At 68.2% G+C, this 18,128-nt stretch carries 17 protein-coding genes; 3 read left to right on the top strand and 14 right to left on the bottom strand.

Annotated features, from left to right (window positions below; translation table 11 throughout):
• Positions 1 to 6 precede the first annotated feature (6 nt).
• From K309_RS0109110 to surE, 3 genes are read right to left on the bottom strand one after another with little or no spacing between them, the layout of a single operon-like run.
• On the bottom strand, positions 7 to 867 hold the full coding sequence (locus K309_RS0109110; protein ID WP_029046137.1) for a peptidoglycan DD-metalloendopeptidase family protein: 861 nt from the start codon (positions 865 to 867) through the stop codon (positions 7 to 9).
• Between the two features lie 8 nt (positions 868 to 875).
• Positions 876 to 1,793 (bottom strand): protein-L-isoaspartate(D-aspartate) O-methyltransferase, encoded by a 918-nt coding sequence (locus K309_RS0109105; RefSeq protein ID WP_029046136.1) that lies wholly within the window; start codon positions 1,791 to 1,793, stop codon positions 876 to 878.
• 28 nt (positions 1,794 to 1,821) lie between these two features.
• Positions 1,822 to 2,574, bottom strand: a complete 753-nt coding sequence (surE, locus tag K309_RS0109100) for a 5'/3'-nucleotidase SurE (protein ID WP_029046135.1) — start codon at positions 2,572 to 2,574, stop codon at positions 1,822 to 1,824.
• Positions 2,575 to 2,805: 231 nt separating this feature from the next.
• On the opposite strand from surE, the gene K309_RS0109095 reads away from it, so the two are divergent.
• Complete coding sequence (locus K309_RS0109095) at positions 2,806 to 3,786, top strand: NADPH:quinone oxidoreductase family protein (protein WP_029046134.1); 981 nt, start codon at positions 2,806 to 2,808, stop codon at positions 3,784 to 3,786.
• Between the two features lie 197 nt (positions 3,787 to 3,983).
• Here K309_RS0109095 and K309_RS0109090 read toward each other — a convergent pair whose 3' ends face one another.
• Positions 3,984 to 5,042 carry a porin gene (locus tag K309_RS0109090; RefSeq protein WP_029046133.1) on the bottom strand — a complete coding sequence of 353 codons (1,059 nt, stop codon included), beginning with the start codon at positions 5,040 to 5,042 and terminating at the stop codon, positions 3,984 to 3,986.
• A gap of 249 nt (positions 5,043 to 5,291) precedes the next feature.
• On the opposite strand from K309_RS0109090, the gene K309_RS0109085 reads away from it, so the two are divergent.
• Positions 5,292 to 5,984, top strand: a complete 693-nt coding sequence (locus tag K309_RS0109085; RefSeq protein ID WP_029046132.1) for a response regulator — start codon at positions 5,292 to 5,294, stop codon at positions 5,982 to 5,984.
• Entirely contained in the window at positions 5,981 to 7,435 is a 1,455-nt protein-coding gene (locus K309_RS36205) for a sensor histidine kinase (protein ID WP_051320392.1), read from the top strand. The genes K309_RS0109085 and K309_RS36205 overlap by 4 nt, the downstream gene beginning before the upstream one ends.
• Here K309_RS36205 and K309_RS0109075 read toward each other — a convergent pair.
• The 10 genes from K309_RS0109075 to K309_RS0109030 all read right to left on the bottom strand — a co-directional run bounded on the left by K309_RS0109075 (position 7,407) and on the right by K309_RS0109030 (position 18,096).
• Positions 7,407 to 8,198: an ABC transporter permease gene (locus tag K309_RS0109075; protein ID WP_029046131.1), complete on the bottom strand. Its 792-nt coding sequence runs from the start codon at positions 8,196 to 8,198 to the stop codon at positions 7,407 to 7,409. The genes K309_RS36205 and K309_RS0109075 overlap by 29 nt on opposite strands.
• Before the next feature lie 41 nt (positions 8,199 to 8,239).
• Positions 8,240 to 9,052, bottom strand: a complete 813-nt coding sequence (locus tag K309_RS0109070) for an ABC transporter ATP-binding protein (RefSeq protein WP_029046130.1) — start codon at positions 9,050 to 9,052, stop codon at positions 8,240 to 8,242.
• 116 nt (positions 9,053 to 9,168) lie between these two features.
• Entirely contained in the window at positions 9,169 to 10,212 is a 1,044-nt protein-coding gene (locus tag K309_RS0109065) for an ABC transporter substrate-binding protein (RefSeq protein ID WP_029046129.1), read from the bottom strand.
• 191 nt (positions 10,213 to 10,403) lie between these two features.
• Entirely contained in the window at positions 10,404 to 11,432 is a 1,029-nt protein-coding gene (locus tag K309_RS0109060; RefSeq protein ID WP_029046128.1) for a Bug family tripartite tricarboxylate transporter substrate binding protein, read from the bottom strand.
• 50 nt (positions 11,433 to 11,482) lie between these two features.
• Entirely contained in the window at positions 11,483 to 12,451 is a 969-nt protein-coding gene (locus K309_RS0109055; protein ID WP_029046127.1) for a hydroxymethylglutaryl-CoA lyase, read from the bottom strand.
• Positions 12,448 to 13,644: a CaiB/BaiF CoA transferase family protein gene (locus K309_RS0109050; RefSeq protein WP_029046126.1), complete on the bottom strand. Its 1,197-nt coding sequence runs from the start codon at positions 13,642 to 13,644 to the stop codon at positions 12,448 to 12,450. Before K309_RS0109050 ends, K309_RS0109055 begins: the two co-directional genes overlap by 4 nt.
• Positions 13,645 to 13,829: 185 nt before the next feature.
• Positions 13,830 to 14,735, bottom strand: coding sequence for a LysR family transcriptional regulator (locus tag K309_RS0109045; RefSeq protein WP_029046125.1), 906 nt, complete (start codon positions 14,733 to 14,735; stop codon positions 13,830 to 13,832).
• A gap of 56 nt (positions 14,736 to 14,791) precedes the next feature.
• Positions 14,792 to 15,406: a recombination mediator RecR gene (gene recR, locus K309_RS0109040; protein WP_029046124.1), complete on the bottom strand. Its 615-nt coding sequence runs from the start codon at positions 15,404 to 15,406 to the stop codon at positions 14,792 to 14,794.
• A gap of 20 nt (positions 15,407 to 15,426) precedes the next feature.
• Positions 15,427 to 15,759, bottom strand: coding sequence for a YbaB/EbfC family nucleoid-associated protein (locus K309_RS0109035; RefSeq protein ID WP_012353187.1), 333 nt, complete (start codon positions 15,757 to 15,759; stop codon positions 15,427 to 15,429).
• Between the two features lie 72 nt (positions 15,760 to 15,831).
• Positions 15,832 to 18,096, bottom strand: coding sequence for a DNA polymerase III subunit gamma/tau (locus tag K309_RS0109030; protein ID WP_029046123.1), 2,265 nt, complete (start codon positions 18,094 to 18,096; stop codon positions 15,832 to 15,834).
• Between the last annotated feature and the right edge of the window lie 32 nt (positions 18,097 to 18,128).

Raw genomic sequence — 18,128 nt, 5'->3', positions numbered from 1 at the left:
GAACCCTCACTGTGGCGGCAGGTACCGCATCGGATCAACCGGTTTTCCGTTCTTGCGAACTTCGAAGTGAAGCTTCACCCGGTCGGTATCACTGTTGCCCATCTCCGCAATCTTCTGGCCCTTGCGGACCGCGGATTGCTCTGCCACGAGCACCTTCTCGTTATGCCCGTACGCAGTAAGAAATGTCTCGTTGTGTTTGATGATGACAAGATTCCCGTAGCCGCGCAAGGGGCCAACGTGAATCACTCGGCCATCGTCGGCAGCCAGCACCGCATCGCCCTTCTTGCCCGCAATATCGATGCCCTTATTACCCTTGTCATCGAATTTACCGACCATCTGGCCGGTTGCCGGCCAGGCCAGCTTCATCGCGCCATCGGCGACCGGCGCGGACGGCGTGGCGGCCGCCGCGGCAGGCGCCGCGGGCGCTGACGGGGCCGGGGTTGCCACTGCCGGCGTGCCCACCGGGCGCGCCTGGTCGATCGGCTGGGCCTGCACCGTGGCCGGGGCGATCGGCGTGGTGGAAACCCCGGGCGCAGCGTTGACGTCGGCACCCGGAGGCACGATGCGCAACAACTGGCCAACTTCGATCTGGTTCACATTGGACAGGTTGTTCCAGGTCGCGACATCACGGTACGACTGGCCGTTTTCCAGGGCGATTCGATAAAGCGTATCGCCTCGCTTGACCCGATAGTATCCCGGTGGGGCCGGCTCCATCGAGGCGGCGGCAGCGCCCGAGGTGGAGGTGCGGTCAACGACAGGGGCCGGCATCGGCGAATTAGCGCAGGCGGCCAGCAGGGCCGTCAGCGCAGAAGCCGTAAAAAGTTGACCGGCGCGTGCGAAATATTGCGATTTCACGATGTTGTGCATAGTTCGACTCAGATGGTGCCCGATTTTAAGGGCACAAAGAAAACGGCTTCAAGCGCGGTTCTGTGAAAGCGATGTCGGTTGCGCCGCTCGATCAGCAGCAACTGCTGCGTCACGGTCTGGCCGGGCACGCCCGCCGGCGGCACCACGGCCACCGGGGCGATCAGCCGCCCGCCTACCTCCAGTTGTTCCAGCAGCGCCTGTGGCACTTCCATGCCGGCGGCGGCCAGGATGATGGCCGAGAACGGTGCCGCCTGCGGCAGGCCGAGCATGCCGTCGCCATAGTGCAGGCGCAGGTTGGGCACGCGCAGCGGGCGCAGGTTCGCCTTGGCCTGCTCGTGCAGCGGCCGGATGCGCTCGATCGAGAAGACTTCGCGCGCCACCTGGCTCAGCACCGCGGCCTGGTAGCCGCAGCCGGTGCCGATCTCCAGCACGCGCTCCAGCGGCGTGTCGGCGGCCAGGCCGTCGCGCAGCAGCTCGATCATGCGCGCCACCACCGATGGCTTGGAAATGGTCTGCTGGTGGCCGATCGGCAGCGCGGCGTCTTCATACGCCTGCGACGCCAGCCCCGGCTCGACGAACAGGTGACGCGGCACCGCAGCGATGGCCGACAACACGCGCTCGTCGCGGATGCCGCCGGCGCGCAGCCGCGCCGCCAGCGCGGCGCGCGCGCGCGCGGACGCCATGCCGCCGCCGCCGGCCGTGGCCGCCGAGGCGCGCTGCTCCACCGCGCTCGCGGGTGCGGGCGCCGGCGCCGGTGCCGCGGTGCGCGGCAGCCTTGGCTTGGCCGGTTTCGGTGGCGGTGCGGACGTGCCCGTGCGCCGCGCGTCGACGGCAGGCATGCCGGCGGTGCGTGCCGGTGCGGGCTTGCGTTCGACGACCGCGTCCAGCGGCAAGGGGAACTTGTTGCGTCGGGGCGTGGAACTCATCGGGGGCGCGACACTGCGAAGCGGCTGCCTATTTCAGCCACTGGTCGAGCGCATCGAGCTGCCCGCGATGGGTCAGGTCGAGCTGCAACGGCGTCAGCGAGACGTAACCGGCGGCGGTGGCATGGAAGTCCGTGCCTTCACTGGCATCGCGCGCATCGCCGGCCGGGCCGATCCAGTAGTTGGTGTCGCCGCGCGGATTCACCTGCGTGATCACCGGCTGCGAAGGATGGCGCTTGCCCAGGCGCGTGGCGCGATAGCCCTTGATGTGCTCGAACGGCAGGCTGGGGATATTGACGTTGAGCAGGAAGGGTTCGGCGGGCGGCTGGCCGATGATGCGCTCGACCACGGTGCGCGCGACGCGCGCGGCTGCGTCGAGATGCTCCCAGCCCTTGTCGACCTGCGAGAAGGCGACCGACGGGATGCCGAGCAGGTAGCCTTCGATGGCGGCGGCGACGGTGCCGGAATACAGCACGTCTTCGCCCATGTTCTGTCCCTGGTTGATGCCGGACACCACCAGGTCTGGCTTCTCGTCCAGCAGCCCGGTCAGCGCGATGTGCACGCAGTCGGTCGGCGTACCGTTGACGAAGCGGAATCCCTTCTGCACGCCTTCGCGCGCTTCGTAGATCGACAGCGGGCGCTGCAGCGTCAGGGAGTTGGAAGCGCCGCTGTGGTTCTGCTCGGGCGCGATGACCGTGATCCGGCCCAGCGGGGCGAGCGCAGCATGCAGAACGGCCAGTCCCGGCGCGAGATAACCGTCATCGTTGGCAAGGAGGATATGCATGGCGCGATTGTACCTGAGCGCGCGCCGTACAAGCGCCCCCTGAGCCGCGCCGGCACCATGTTCCGGGGCACTCCGCGAAACGCTATGCAGGGCGCAAATAACCGCTCCAGCGGCTTCGGCATGGAACAGAACGACCGTGCTATTTGTACGCTACACTTGCCCTGCCCGCCCGCATAAGCTTGACTGGCGCGGAATGCCACACGAATGCCATAAACATCGACCGGAGACAAGATGAAAGCCGTACTGTGCAAAGCCTGGGGCCCCCCTGATTCGCTGACCGTGGAAACCCTGCCCGATCTGGTGCCGGGCGCGGGCGAAGTGGTCATCGACGTGAAGGCGGCAGCGGTCAACTTCCCGGATGTGCTCATCATCCAGAACAAATACCAGGCCAAGCCTGCCCTGCCGTTCAGCCCCGGCTCCGAACTGGCCGGCGTGGTCAAGGCGGTGGGCGAAGGCGTCACCCACGTCAAGCCGGGCGACAAGGTCATCGCCTACCTGGGCAACGGCGCGTTTGCCACGCAGGCCAAGGCGCCCGCCGCCTCGGTGGTGCCGATGCCGCCGGGGATCGACTTCGAGACCGCCGCGGCCTTCACGCTGACCTACGGCACCTCGCACCATGCGGTGATCGACCGCGGCGAGCTGAAGGCGGGCCAGACCATGCTGGTGCTGGGCGCGGCCGGCGGCGTGGGCATCGCGGCAATCGAGATCGGCAAGGCCATCGGCGCGCGCGTGATCGCCGCCGCCTCGACCGACGAGAAGCTGGCGGTGTGCAAGGAGCACGGTGCCGATGCGTTGATCAACTACAGCACCGAAGACCTGCGCGAGCGCGTCAAGGCGCTGACCGACGGCAAGGGCCCGGATGTCGTCTACGACCCGGTGGGCGGCATCTATGCCGAGCCGGCGTTCCGCTCGATCGGCTGGCGCGGCCGCTACCTGGTGGTGGGATTTGCCAACGGCGAGATCCCGAAGCTGCCGCTGAACCTGGCGCTGCTGAAAGGGGCGTCGCTGGTGGGCGTGTTCTGGGGCGACTTCGTGCGCCGCGAGCCCAAGGCCAACCAGGCCAACATGGCGCAGATGCTGGGCTGGATGAAGGAAGGCAAGATCCGCCCGCATATCTCGGCGCGCTATCCGCTGGAACAGGCACCGCAAGCGCTCAAGGACATGGAGGCGCGCAAGGTGACCGGCAAGATCGTGATCGTGCCGGGAGCGTGACCTGAGCGTGATCCTGGGCACGCGCCGGGCGGCGGGCACCCTGCCCCGCCGCCGATAAAAGAAGGGCGCAGGACGTGCGGCAACGCCCTGCGCCCGCTGAGGCAACGCGCCTCAAGCTGCCTGCCGTCCTTGTCGGCGTACACCCCTACGCCAGGGCGGCAGGCAGTTCCCAATCGTCAATCGCCAGTCGGCTCCCGTCAGAAGCGGTGCTGCAGGCCGGCCATCACGCCGGTCTGGTTGCTGGCATAGCCGACCAGGTCGCGCGACACGCTGACGTTCTGCCCGTTGCGCGCCTCCGCATAACCGACCGACAGGTAGGCCAGCGTGCGCTTGGACAGCGCGTACTGGCCGCGCAGCGAGAACAGGATCGGGTCGGCATTGTTGCCGCCCTTGATGTTCTGCTTGTAGACCGCGCCGTACAGCGTGAATGCCGGGGTGAAGCCGTAGCTGGCGCCGCCCCAGTACATGTCGCTGCGGTCGTCCGGCGCGCCGGTGGTAAAGGTGCGCTTGTAGTTGCGGTAGCCGGCGAACAGCTTCAGGCCGCCGAAGTCGTAGCTGGCGCCGGCGTGGATGCCCTGGATGTAGTCGGTGCTGTCGGCCGGCGTGGTGCTGGCGCCGGCACCGTTCTGGCGGTCCCACGTCGCCGCCGCGGCGAACTTGCCGGCGTTGTAGCCGACGCCGAGCGCGTACTTGGACGAGCTCTTGAAATCACCCGCCACTTCGCCCAGCGCCATGGTCGCGCCCAGCTTCAGGCCGCCGAAGCTGCCGTCATAGCGGATCGCGTTGGACGCACGCGAGAACAGCCCGTCCTTGCGGCCGCCGGTGGCGGTTGACGACGTGGCCCATGAATAGGCCGGCGCATAGCCCATCGGGTCGAACGGCAGCATGAAGTCGTAGGTGGTGGTGAAGGTGCGGCCAAGCACCACCTGGCCATACCGGCTCGACAGCCCCACGGTGGCGCGGCGATCGAACAGCGTGTTGTCGGTGTCCAGCCGGCCGGTATCGATGGCGATGCCGCTTTCGAGGTTGAAGATGGCCTTGAGCCCGCCGCCCAGGTCTTCGCTGCCGCGGATGCCCCAGCGCGACGTGTTCTTGCCTCCCGAGGTCAGCTTCACCGCCGACCCGTCCGGGCCGGCATGGCTGACGTATTCGATACCGGCGTCCACCAGCCCGTACAGGGTCACGCTCGACTGGGCGGATGCCGAACCGGCTGCAGCCAGCCCCAACGTCGCGATTGCCATGGCCATGCGCTTCATGATGTCTCCTTGGTTTGTGTGGTTGTTGTGGTGTTGATGCTGGAACGGGGCGGATGGTAGGCGACGCGCACTTTCAGTTCGCTTTCGGAATCGGGTCAATTCACGCATGCCGGCGCAACCCGGGGTTGGGGGTTTCCCTAGCTTCTAAGGCGCAGCAGATCGCTGTATCAGTCTGGCCTCAGCCGTTCCTGCAGCACGCCTGCGGGATGCCATGCCGTTTTGCCGATCTTCCTGCCCTGCCCCTGTTCCATGCGTATCCTGCTTGCCGAAGACAATGTGATGCTTGCCAACTCCCTGAGCCAGGCCTTGGGCCAGGCCGGCTTCACGGTCGATTGCATGCACGACGGCCGCAGCGCCGACAGCCTGCTGTGCACCCAGGACTACGCCCTGCTGATCCTGGACCTCGGCCTGCCGGGACTCGACGGGCTGGAGGTGCTGCGCCGCCTGCGCCAGCGGCGCAATCCGCTGCCGGTGCTGATCCTGACCGCGCACGGCTCGGTGGAAGACCGCGTGCGCGGCCTCGACCTTGGCGCCGACGACTACCTGGCCAAGCCGTTCGACCTGTCCGAACTGGAGGCGCGCGCCCGCGCGCTGATCCGCCGCAGCCACGGCCATGACAACACGCAACTGGCGTTCGGCCCGCTCCACTACGACAGCATCAGCCGCGCGTTCATGCTGCACGGCGAGTTGCTGGCGCTGACCGGCCGCGAGCGCGCCGTGCTGGAAGTCCTGCTGTTGCGCGACGGCCGCGCGGTCAACAAGGCAGCCCTGTCGGAGAAGATCTTCGGCATCGATGAATCGGTGAACCCGGACGCAATCGAGATCTACGTGCACCGCCTGCGCAAGAAGCTCGATGGCAGCGGCGTGGCCATCGTCACGCTGCGTGGCCTCGGGTACCTGCTCGAGTCGCGGCCGGCGTCGGCCTGTGCGCGTCCGCAATGAAGATTGCGCGCCGGCCGCCCAGCCTGCGGCTGCAGCTGTCGCTGTGGTTGCTGGTGCCGCTGATGGGCCTGCTCGCCTTCGATGCCTGGCTCACATACCAGCGCGCCATGTCGGCCGCGCATACCGCGTTCGACCGCACCCTGGAAGCGTCGCTGCGCGCCATGCGCGAAGGCATCCGGCTGCGCGAGGGGCGACTTGACGTGGACCTGCCCAATCTTGCACTGGAGCTGTTCGACGACCAGGCCGGTCCGCACATCTACTACCGCATCCGCGACGAAGCTGGCGCCACCGTGACCGGCTACGACGACCTGCCGATGCCCGCCGAAGCACCGCTGCAGCTCTACCGTACCGTGTTCTACGACACCGAGTTCCGCGAACAGCCGCTGCGCATGGCGGCGCAGCCGCTGCCGGTCCACGACGTCGGCTCGGCCCGCACGCGGCTGGTGTGGGTGCTGGTCGGCGAGTCCATCGAGCCGCGCCAGCTGCTGGCGCGCGACATCCTGGTCGGATCGCTGCTGCAGGAGCTGGTGCTGGTGACGCTGGCGCTGGGCATCGTCTGGTTCGGCGTGCGCCGCGGACTGCGGCCGCTGCACCGGCTTTCCGACATCGTCGCGCACCGCGGCACCCAGCTGGACCCGATCGAGCAGAAGGACCTGCCTGCGGAGATGAAGCCGCTGGTGCAGGCGCTGAACCAGTACATGGCGCGGCTGTATCGCATGGTGCAGGCGCGCAAGCGCTTCTTTGCCGATGCCGCGCACCAGCTCAAGACACCGCTGGCGATCATCCAGGCGCAGTCCGAACTGGCATTGAGAGAACGCGATGGCGAACGCGTGCGCGAGCATATGCGGCTGCTGCACGGCACCGTGCGGCATGCGTCCAAGGGCGTGCAGCAGCTGTTGTCGCTGTCGCGACTGGAGCCGGACGCGGGCTACGCGCCGACGCTGCGGCCACTGCGGCTCGATACGCTGGCGCAGGGCGTGGCGCTGGAATGGGCACCGGTGGCGCGGGGCAGCCAGGTCGACCTGGGATTCGAGCAGGAGGGTCCGGTGCCGCTCGACGGACAGCCAGAGCTGCTGCAGGAGATGACGGGCAACCTGATCGACAATGCGATCCGCTATGCGGGCCGAGGCGCGGTGGTCACCGTCCGGGTTGCACTGTCGGGCGGCATGCCGGTGCTGCAGGTGGTGGACAACGGGCCAGGCATTGCGCCTGCCGAACGCGAGGCGGTGTTCCGCCGCTTCTATCGCGGCGAGAGCGGACAGTGCGCGGAAGGCACCGGGCTGGGCCTGTCGATCGTGCGCGAGATCGCGCGGCTGCACGGCGCCAGCGTGGTGCTGTCAGGGACGCCCGGTGGCGGACTGACCGCCTCGGTCCGTTTCGGCATGGCGGAAGCCGAGGATGCGGCCGAGGATGCGGCCGAGCCTACAGCTTCTCCGTCTCCCCGCTCCTAGGCTGCCACTTCATCAGCCGCTTCTCGCCGACGCCGACCATCCAGTCCAGCATCAGCGCAAACGCGGTCAGCACCACGATGCCGGCGAACACGGTGTTGATGTCGAAGGTGCCCTCGGCCTGCAGGATCAGGTAGCCCACGCCGCGCGCCGAGCCCAGGTACTCGCCCACCACCGCACCGACAAAGGCCAGGCCCACCGAAGTATGCAGCGACGAAAACACCCAGCTGGTGGCACTCGGCAGGTACACATGGCGCAGCAGCTGCTGCTGGCTGGCGCCCAGCATGCGCGCATTGGCGAGCACCACCGGACTCACTTCCTTGACGCCCTGGTAGACGTTGAAGAAGACGATGAAGAACACCAGCGTCACCGCCAGCGCCACCTTCGACCAGATTCCCAGGCCGAACCACACCGCAAAGATCGGCGCCAGGATCACGCGCGGCATCGAGTTCATCGCCTTGACATAGGGATCCAGGATCGCCGAGGTCATCGGGCTCAGCGCCAGCCACAAGCCCACGCCGAGGCCCGCCAGCGTGCCGATGCCGAAGGCCAGCACGGTCTCGAGCAGCGTCACGCCCAGGTGCAGGTAGATATCGCGCTCGATAAAGAACCAGCTCCAGATCCGCTGCGCGACCATCAGCGGTTCGCCGAAGAAGAAGGCGACCTGCTGCGAGCGCGTGGCGATGTGCCAGACGCCCAGGATCACCACCAGCACCAGCAGCTGCCAGACGCGCAGCATGCCTTTGGAGTCGTTACGGAATGCCATCGGGATTGGTTGTCGTTGTGATGACGTTGCAATGGGCGGGCTCAGGCCACCTTGCGCTGCTGCGCGTAACCCTTGAGCACTTCCTCGCGCAGCACGTCCCAGATCGCGGCGTGCAGTTCGACAAAGCGCGGATGGTTGCGGATCTCGGCCACGTCACGGGGGCGCGGCAGGTCGATGGCGAACTCGCCGATGGGATGCGTGGCCGGCCCTGCCGACAGCACCACCACGCGGTCGCTCATGGCAATGGCCTCGTCGAGGTCGTGGGTGATGAACAGCACGGCCTTGCGTTTTGCGGCCCACAGGTCCAGCACTTCGTTCTCCATCAGCTGCCGCGTCTGGATATCGAGCGCGGAGAACGGTTCGTCCATCAGGATGATGTCCGGGTCCAGCACCAGCGTCTGCGCCAGCGCCACGCGCTTGCGCATGCCGCCGGAAAGCTGGTGCGGATAGCGGTCGCCGAAGCCGCCCAGGCCCACGCGGCGCAGCCAGTCCTCGCCCTGCCGCACGGCCTCGGCGCGCGCCACGCCGCGGAACTCGAGGCCGGCAACGACGTTGTCGAGCGCGCTGCGCCATGGCATCAGCGCCTCGGTCTGGAACATATAGCCGGCGCGCCGGTTGATGCCGCGCAGCGGCTCGCCGAACACGCGTACCTCGCCGGTGGAAGGCTCAAGCAGGCCGGCGCCGACGTTCAGCAGCGTGGACTTGCCGCAGCCGGTCGGGCCGACCACCGAGACGAACTCGCCCGGCTGGATCGACAGCGTGACGTCCTTGACCGCGGTATAGCGCTGGCTGCGGTCATCGCGCGAAACAAAGGTGCAGGTGACCTTGTCGAGGGAGAGTGCGGGAATGCTCATGGTGCACCGTGTTTTTCGCCGGCCGTGCCGCTGGCGAGTGATGATGGAGTGGCCGCCGCTGCCGCAAAGCAAAGGCCCGCTGTGAACAGCGGGCCGGTGCCGTGCGCGATACGGTCTTACTTGTACTTGGCGTTGGCCTTCTGCACAAAGGCGTTGGTGTAGGTCTCTTCCAGCTTGATCGGCTTGCCCTTCAGTTGGGCGTCGAACTGCTGCAGCGTATTCAGCGCGGTGCGCGGGCCATCGGCCGGCATGGTGCCGTCCGGCGAAATCGCTTCCCTGACCTTGTCCCAGGCGGCCAGGTACAGCGCGCGGTCGCCCAGCAGGTAGCTTTCCGGCACGGTCTTGACGATGTCGGACGGACCCGCCTTCTGCAGCCATTTGAGCGCGCGCACCATGGCATTGGTCAGCGCCTGCGTGGTGTTGGGGTTCTGCTGGATAAAGGCCTGCGAGGCGTACAGGCAGCCCGACGGCATGCTGCCGCCGAACACTGCCTGCGTGTCCTTGAGCGTACGCGTGTCCGAAGCGACGCGCACCTCGTTCTTCTGCGTCAGCATCGAGATCACCGGGTCGAGGTTGGCCATCGCATCGATCTGGCCCGAACGCATGGCAGCCACGGCGCCGGCGCTGGCGCCCACGCCGATGAAGGACACGTCAGACGGCTTCAGGCCATGCTTGGCCAGCACGAAATTGGCCATCATGTTGGTCGACGACCCGGGCGCGGTCACGCCGATCTTCTTGCCCTTCAGGTCGGCGATCGACTTGAAGTCGGGCATGGTCTTGTTCGACACCACCAGCACGATCTGCGGCGCCCGGCCCTGCAGCACGAATTCCTGGTAGCGCTGGCCCTTGGCCTGCAGGTTGATGGTGTGCTCGTAGGCGCCCGAGACCACGTCGGCGCTGCCGCCCACCACGGCCTGCAGCGCCTTGGCGCCGCCGGCGAAGTCGACGATCTCGACATCCAGGCCTTCGTCCTTGAAGTAGCCCTGGCGTTCGGCGATGGTCAGCGGCAGGTAGTAGAACAGGTTCTTGCCGCCGACCGCGATGGTGACCTTGGTTTTCTCCGGCTTGCCCTGCGCCTGCGCATGGCCGAAGGTGAACCAGCCGGCCAGGAACAGCGCCAGCGCGATCAGGAACTGCTTCCAGAATTTCTTGTTATACATGCTTGTCTCCTACCCGTTTCCTGTCCGTTTGGATCCGGACGGCGGTGCACGAAAACACGGCGTGCCGCCGTGCGGCAAGTTGCGATGCTACTGGGTGGGTAGCACGCCCGCATCGGTATCTATACCTAGGCGAGCTGCCGGTGTGCTCCCCTCTCCCGCGTGCGGGAGAGGGGAGACAAGATTCGTCCTCCTTACTCGGCGTGGATATCGGCGGACTTGATCACCTTGCCCCAGCGCGCCAGTTCCGCCTTCTGGTACTGCGCCAGCTGCTGCGGGTTCATGTACTTCGCCTCGGCGCCCAGTTCCTCGGCCTTCTTGCGGAAGGCTTCGGTGCGCATGATCTTCTCGATCTCGCCGGCGAGCTTGTCGACCACGGCCTTGGGCGTGCCGGCCGGCGCGTACATCGCGAACCACGACGACACGTCGAGGTCGGGAGAGCCGGCCTCGGGTGCCGACGGCACGTCCTTCAGGCTGGGCAGGCGCGTCTTGCTGGTCACCACCAGCGGGCGCAGCTTGCCCGCGGCGATATGGCCCATCAGCGGGGGCGGCGTGGTCATGGTCAGGTCGACCGTGCCGCCCAGCAGGTCGGTGATGGCCGGACCGGTGCCCTTGTACGGGACGTGGGCGATCCTGGTGCCGGCCATCTGGTTCAGCAACTCGGTCGAGACGTGCTGCAGCGAACCGTTACCCGACGACGCGTAGTTGAGCTTGTCCGGGTTGGCCTTGGCATATGCCACCAGTTCCTTCAGCGACTTGACCGGCAGGTTCTGGCGCACCACCAGCACCTGCGGCGCCGACAGGATATTGGCCACCGGCGCGAAGTCCTTGACCGGATCCCACGACAGGTTCTTCATCAGCAGCGGCGTGATCACGTGGAAGCCCGAGTACTGCAGCATCAGCGTGTAGCCGTCCGGCTTGGCGCGCGCCACCAGCTGCGCGGCGATGCCGCCGTTGCCGCCGGGCTTGTTGTCGACCACGACCGGCTGGCCCAGCGCCTTGGACAGCGGCTCCGAAATCATCCGTGCCGCGATGTCGGTGGTGCCGCCTGCCGCGGCGGATACCACCAGCGTGACCGGGCGGCTGGGATAGGCGTCCTGCGCCAGCGCGGAAGGCGCCAGCCACGCGGCACCGAGAGCCGCCAGCGTGGCGGCGACGGCCTTGCGCCGGTTGGCGAAGGTGGTGGTGGGCTTGGCGGCGATGCGTTGAAGGGCTTGCTTCATGAGGGTCTCCATTTGTATTGCCAATGTCTTGTTGTTGTCCGGGTGCGGCACTAGGCTTGCGCCGCGAAATGCTCCGCCATCCATGCCGGCGGCTGGTGCGTGCGCAGGCGCGGGCCGGCGATGAGCAACTGGCTGTGGATGTCGCGGCCGACCAGCGCGGGCAGGCCGGCTACCGCATCGAGCAGCGCACCGAGGTTGACGCCGGTCTGCACGCCCATGCAGTCGAACATGTGGACCAGGTCCTCGGTGCTGACGTTGCCGCTGGCACCGGGCGCGTACGGGCAGCCGCCGAGGCCGCCAGCGGCCGCGTCGAAGCGGGCCACGCCGGTCTCCCATGCCGCCAGCGCATTGGCCAGGCCCATGCCGCGCGTGTTGTGCAGGTGGATGGTGAGGCCGGTGCCGGGCAGCGCCCCCTGGAACCGCTCGCACAGCGCGGCCACTTGCGTGGGATAGGCCATGCCGGTGGTGTCGCACAGCGTGATGCCCGCCGCGCCGGCTTCGGCGAAGCGCGTGGCCAGCGCCATCACTGCGCCGGCCTCGACCTCGCCCTCGAAGGGGCAGCCGAACACCGTCGACAGCGAGATATTGACCGGCACGCCGGCCGTGCTGGCGGCTTCGATCATCGCCAGCAACTGCGCCTGCGATTGCTCGCGCGTCATGCGCAGGTTGGCGCGGTTGTGCATCTCGCTGGCCGACATCACCAGGTTGACCTCGTCCGGCCGGCACGACAGCGCGCGTTCCAGGCCGCGCAGGTTGGGCACCAGCACCGTGTAGCGCACGCCGGTGAAGCGCTGGATCTGGTGCATCACCGCTTCGGCATCTGCCAGCGCGGGGATGGCCCGTGCCGACGTGAACGAGGTGGCTTCGATGCGGGCGAAGCCGCACGCCGACAGCGCGTCGACGAAGGCGACCTTGCCGTCGGTAGGCACCACCACCGGCTCGATCTGCAGGCCGTCGCGCGGCGCGACTTCATTGATCTCGACGCGGGCCGGGCCGCGCAGCTGGGCGGCGGCGCTCATGCGATCACCTTGCGGGCGCGCAGGTCGGCAATGGCGGCGTCATCGAAGCCCGCCTGCTTCAGCACTGCATCGGTATGCTCGCCCAGCGTGGGCGCGCGGTCATGGATGCCGCCCGGGCTCGCCGACAGCCTGGGCACCACGCCCGGCACTTCCACGGTCAGGCCGCCGGCCGAGGTCACCGACTCGATCACGCCGCGGGCGCGGTAGTGCGGGTCTTCGGCAATGTCCTTGACGGTATAGATGCGGCCCGACGGCACCTGCGCCTCGCGCAGCACGGCCAGCACCGATTCCACCGTCTGCGTGCGGGTCCAGTCGGCAATGGCGGCATCGATCTCGTCGACGCGTTTCACGCGGCCGTCGTTCTGGGCCAGCGCCGGGTCATCGGCCAGGTCAGGCCGGCCGATGGCCTGCATCATGCGCTTGAAGATGGCATCGCCATTGGCCGCCACCAGCACGTATTCGCCGCTGCTGCAGGGGTAGGCGTTGGACGGGGCGATGCCGGGCAGCGCCCCGCCGGCGGGCTGGCGCACCGCGCCGAAGGCGGAGTATTCCGGCAGCAGGCTTTCGCTCAGGTTGAACAGCGATTCATAGAGGGCCACGTCGATCACCTGGCCTTCGCCGCCACGCGCATCGCGCTGGTACAGCGCCAGCAGAACGCCCATGGCGCCGTGCAGCCCGGCGATGGTGTCGCCCAGCGACAACCCGGCGCGCACCGGCGCGCGGCCCGGCTCTCCGGTCAGGTGGCGCAGTCCCGCCATGGCCTCGGCCACAGCGGCAAAACCCGGCTCGTCCTTCTTCGGGCCGGTCTGGCCGTAGCCCGACACGCGCAGCATGATCAGGCGCGGGTTGTCGGCATGCAGCACGTCCCAGCCCAGGCCCCACTTCTCCATGGTGCCAGGGCGGAAGTTCTCGATCAGCACGTCGGCCTCGGCGGCCAGCTTGCGCACCAGTGCCTGCCCTTCCGGCTGGCGCAGGTCGATGCAGATCGATTCCTTGTTGCGCGATTGGGCTTCCCACCACACCGACGTGCCTTCGTGCAGCATGCGCCATTTGCGCAGCGGATCGCCCTGCCCGGGCGGCTCTACCTTGATGATGTGAGCGCCGAAATCGGCCAGGGTCTTCGCGGCAAAGGGGCCGGCGATAAGTTGTCCGAGTTCGAGGACGCGGATGCCCTCGAGGATCTGTTGCGCCATGGCGTGTCTCCGTGCAATGCGGGGGATTTGTTGCGCCGCGAAAATTCGATCCGTGGGATCGATACCGCCGCGTCTGTCATTGGCACGGAGTGTGCCCCAGCCAGGGGCGAGCCAGGAATCGGCAATCGGAGAAGCGGGTTTTCTCGGAACGCGAAAGGCTCCGGGGGCGCCTGGCGCCCAGGGCGTCAGAACGGCGCCTTATCCCCGCACAGATGGGTGATCAGCAGCCGCGCCGACACCGTCAGCCCGGCCGGGTCGCGCAGGCCGATCAGCAGCGAGCGGCGCGCCCAGGCATCCTGCAACGACACCAGCGACAAACCCATCGACTTGACGTGCGGCTCGGCGGCGATGCGCGGCAGCACACCCACGCCGAGTCCGGCCATCACCATGCGGCACATGGCGTCGAAGCTGCGCACCTGGATGCGCAGCCGGAAGGGTCGGTCGAGCCGGCTGCTTTCCTCGAGCAGCCGCGCCGCCAGCGAGGTTTCCTGCGGCAGGCTGACGAAGTCGAATTCGAGCGTATCGGCGTAGCGCACCGGGCCGCGCGCAGCCAGCGGATGGTTGGGCGGCGTGATGATGACCAGCTCATCCTGGCGGTACTCAACCGTCATCAGCCCCGCCGCCGGGGTGCGGTCGGCAAAGATGCCGACATCGGCGCGGTTCTCCACCAGCGCGGCAACGATGTCGCGGCTGTTCTGCTCTTCCAGTTCGATGCGGATGGTGGGATGGCGCTGCATGAACGACGCCAGGTCGTCCGGCAGGAACTGCGTGATCGCCGATGTGTTGGCGCAGACGCGCACCTGTCCGCGCACGCCGGACGCATAGTCGGACATCACGCCGGCCATGCGCTCGACATCCTGCAGGATGGTCAGCGCATGGTGGAAGCAGGCCTGCCCGGCTTCAGTCAGTTGGACGCCGGCGGCATGGCGGAAAAACAGCGGCGCGCCCACCGCGTTCTCCAGGTCCGAAATGCGCTTGCTGGCGGCGGCCACGGCCAGGTGCGACTGGCGCGCGCCGGCCGAGATGCTGCCTTGGCGCGCCACGGCGACGAACAAGCCAAGCGTGACGAGATCGAAGCGGGCCAGGTTCATGGGGCAGGCAGACGCGGAAAAGTCCGGCGCGGGCATGCCGCCCCGCGCCGCTGGGATCAGAGAGTGCGGCGGTCCATCACCGCGCGCGCAATGGTGCCGGCGTCGACGTATTCCAGCTCGCCGCCGACCGGCACGCCGCGCGCCAGGCGCGACACCTTGAGGCCGCGCGCCTTGAGCATTTCGCCGATGTAGTGGGCGGTGGCCTCGCCTTCGCTGGTGAAGTTGGTGGCGACGATGACTTCGCCGACCGGGCCGCCCAGCTCAGGCTCGGTGGCGCGCGCCAGCAGCCGGTCCAGGTGGATCTCGCGCGGGCCGATGCCGTCCAGCGGCGAGAGCCGGCCCATCAGCACGAAGTACTTGCCGCGGTAAGTCAGCGTCTGCTCGATCATGACCTGGTCGGCCGGGGTTTCCACCACGCACAGCAGCGCGGCGTCGCGGCGGTCGTCCAGGCAGGTTTCGCAGATCTCCTGCTCGGTGAAGGTATTGCAGCGCTGGCAGTGGCGGATATGGTCCGCCGCGCCGCGCAGCGCGTCGCCCAGCTTGCGCGCGCCCTCGCGGTCGTGCTGCAGCAGGTGGTAGGCCATGCGCTGGGCGGACTTGGGCCCGACGCCCGGCAGCACCCGCAGCGCCTCGACCAGCGCCTGCAGCGAAGTCGGCGCGGAACCCTTCACACCCGCTTTCACCCCTGCCTTCAGAACGGCAGCTTGAAGCCAGGGGGCAGCGGCAGGCCCGAGGTCATCGAGCCCATCTTTTCCTGCGTGGTGGCCTCGGCCTTGCGCACAGCGTCGTTGAAGGCGGCGGCAACCAGGTCTTCCAGCAGGTCCTTGTCCTCGCCTTCGGCCAGCAGGCTGGGGTCGATGGTGACGCGCTTGACGTCGTTCTTGCAGGTCATGACCACCTTGACGAGACCGGCGCCGGACTGGCCCTCGACCTCGATCTGGGCCAGCTGCTCCTGCATCTTCTTCATGTTTTCCTGCATCTGCTGGGCTTGCTTCATCAGCCCGGCGAGTTGACCTTTCATCATGATGGAACGCTCCTGGATTCGGTAGGAAATCTGTGGTGGAAATTCGTGGCGGATGGTGGCAGATCCGGGCCGTCAGGCCGCGCGCGGCTGGATCGAGCCCGGCACGATCTGGCCGCCGAAGTCGCGCAGCAGTCCTTGCACAAAGGGGTCGGCCTCGATCGCGGCCTCGGCTTCGCGCTGGCGCTCGGCACGTGCCTGGGCGTCGGCCGCCGCGGCGGTGACCGCGACCGCGCCGACTTCGCACAGCACGCGCACCGGCTGGCCGAAGTGGTCGCGCAGCACCTGCTGCAGGCGTTCGGCGACGCCGTTCTCGCCGAGGGCGGCCACCGGGATGCGCAGGTTGAAAGTATTGCCGACCACCTGAGTCAGTTCGCTCTGGTATGCCAGCTGTTGCGCCAGGCCCTTGAGCGGCAGGCCGGCAGCCAGCGCCGGCCAGTCGCCGGTGAAGACCGGCGGCGAGCCGTCTTCGCCGGCTGCGGGCGGGCGTGGGGCGACTAGCTTGGCGCCCTCAGCGGGTGCAGCCGGCGCGGCGGCCTCACGCACAGCTTCGGCTTCGCGCACGGGCGCGCTGGCGGGCCTGGTCGCGCCGTTGCGTGGATTGGCACGGACCGGCGGCTCGCTGAAACCGTTGTCGCCGAAGCCATTGTCACGCTCGTCGGCGCGGTAGCCCGGGTCGCTGTCATAGGGACCGATGACAGGCAGGTCCGGCGGCAGGTCTTCCCATGGCGGCACATCGCTGCCGCCGGCAATTTCCCACGGCGGCACCGATTCCGGTTCAGGCCGGCGCGCGGCCGGGGGCGCGGCGGGACGGCTCACGGCTGCGGCACCCGGCGCGCGCAAAGGCTGTGCCGGCGGGCGCTGCGCGGGAGCCGCTGCAGCGGCGGGCGCGGCAGGCGGCGGCGGGGCATTGCGCGCGCCACCGCGCGCGGAGGCGGCACGTGCGGCCGCCAGCGCGGCACGGGCTGGCGACATGGCGGCGTCGTGCGCGGGCCGGGCCGGTGCGGCTGGCGCAACTGGTGCTGCGGGCTCGGCCACTGGATCGAAGACGGGTGCCGGGGCGGCGGGCTTTGCCGCCGTCGGCACCGGCGCCGTGACAGCAGCCGGTGCGGGCCCAGCCGCCACGGCGGCATGCCGGGGCGTGGCCGGATCGGCCGCCAGCGCCGCACTGCGCGGGCGCGACGGCGCGGCGCCGCCGCCCTGCCCTTGCGCCACGGTCGGAGGCGCCGGCTCAGGCGACGCCGACGGCCGGAACGCCAGCATGCGCAGCAGCGTCATGGTGAAGCCGGCGTACTCATCCGGTGCCAGCGCCAGTTCATTGCGTCCGAGGTTGGCGATCTGGTAGAACAGCTGCACTTCCTGCGCGTCGAACACGCCGGCGAGGCGGCGCACATCGTCCGCCTCCGGCCATTCGTCCTGCACCGAAGCCGGCACGGCCTGCGCCAGCGCCACCTTGTGCAGAAGCGAACCCAGGTCCTGCAGCGCGCCGGCGAACGACAGGCTGCGGTCGGCCATGGCATCGGCGATGGCCAGCATGGCGGCGCCTTCCTCGGCGGCGAGCGCATCGAGCAACTGCACCAGGTAGCCCTGGTCGATCGCGCCCAGCATGCCGCGCACCGCTTCCTCGGAGACCTGTCCCGCGCTGTAGGCGATGGCCTGGTCGGTCAGCGACAGCGCGTCGCGCATCGAGCCGTGCGCGGCCTGCGCCAGCAGCCGCAGCGCATTGCCGTCGTGGCCGATGCCTTCCTGCGCCAGGATATGGTCCAGGTGCGAGACGATATGCCCCGGCGGCATCTGCTTGAGGTTGAACTGCAGGCAGCGCGACAGCACCGTGACCGGGATCTTCTGCGGGTCGGTGGTGGCGAGGATGAACTTGACGTGCCCGGGCGGTTCTTCCAGCGTCTTCAGCATGGCGTTGAAGGCGTGGTTGGTGAGCATGTGCACTTCGTCGATCATGTAGACCTTGAAGCGCCCGGTGCCGGGGGCGTACACCGCCTTGTCGAGCAGTTGCGCCATCTCGTCGACGCCGCGGTTGGAGGCGGCGTCCATCTCGATGTAGTCGACGAAACGGCCGCTGTCGATCTCGGTGCAGGCCTTGCACACTCCGCATGGCTGGGCGGTGATGCCGCCATTGCCGTCAGCGCCGGTGCAGTTCAGGGCCTTGGCCAGGATCCGCGACAGCGTGGTCTTGCCGACCCCGCGCGTACCGGTGAACAGGTAGGCGTGGTGCAGCCGCTGCTGTTCCAGCGCGTGCGTGAGCGCGCGGACCACGTGCTCCTGGCCGACCAGCGTGGTGAAATCCCTGGGGCGCCATTTGCGCGCTAGAACTTGATAACTCATGGCGGCGATTGTAGCAAATGGCGACCGCCCCA

Source organism: Cupriavidus phytohabitans (assembly GCF_000426345.1).
Taxonomy (GTDB): Bacteria; Pseudomonadota; Gammaproteobacteria; order Burkholderiales; family Burkholderiaceae; genus Cupriavidus.
This window is presented reverse-complemented; position numbering and strand designations above follow the sequence as displayed.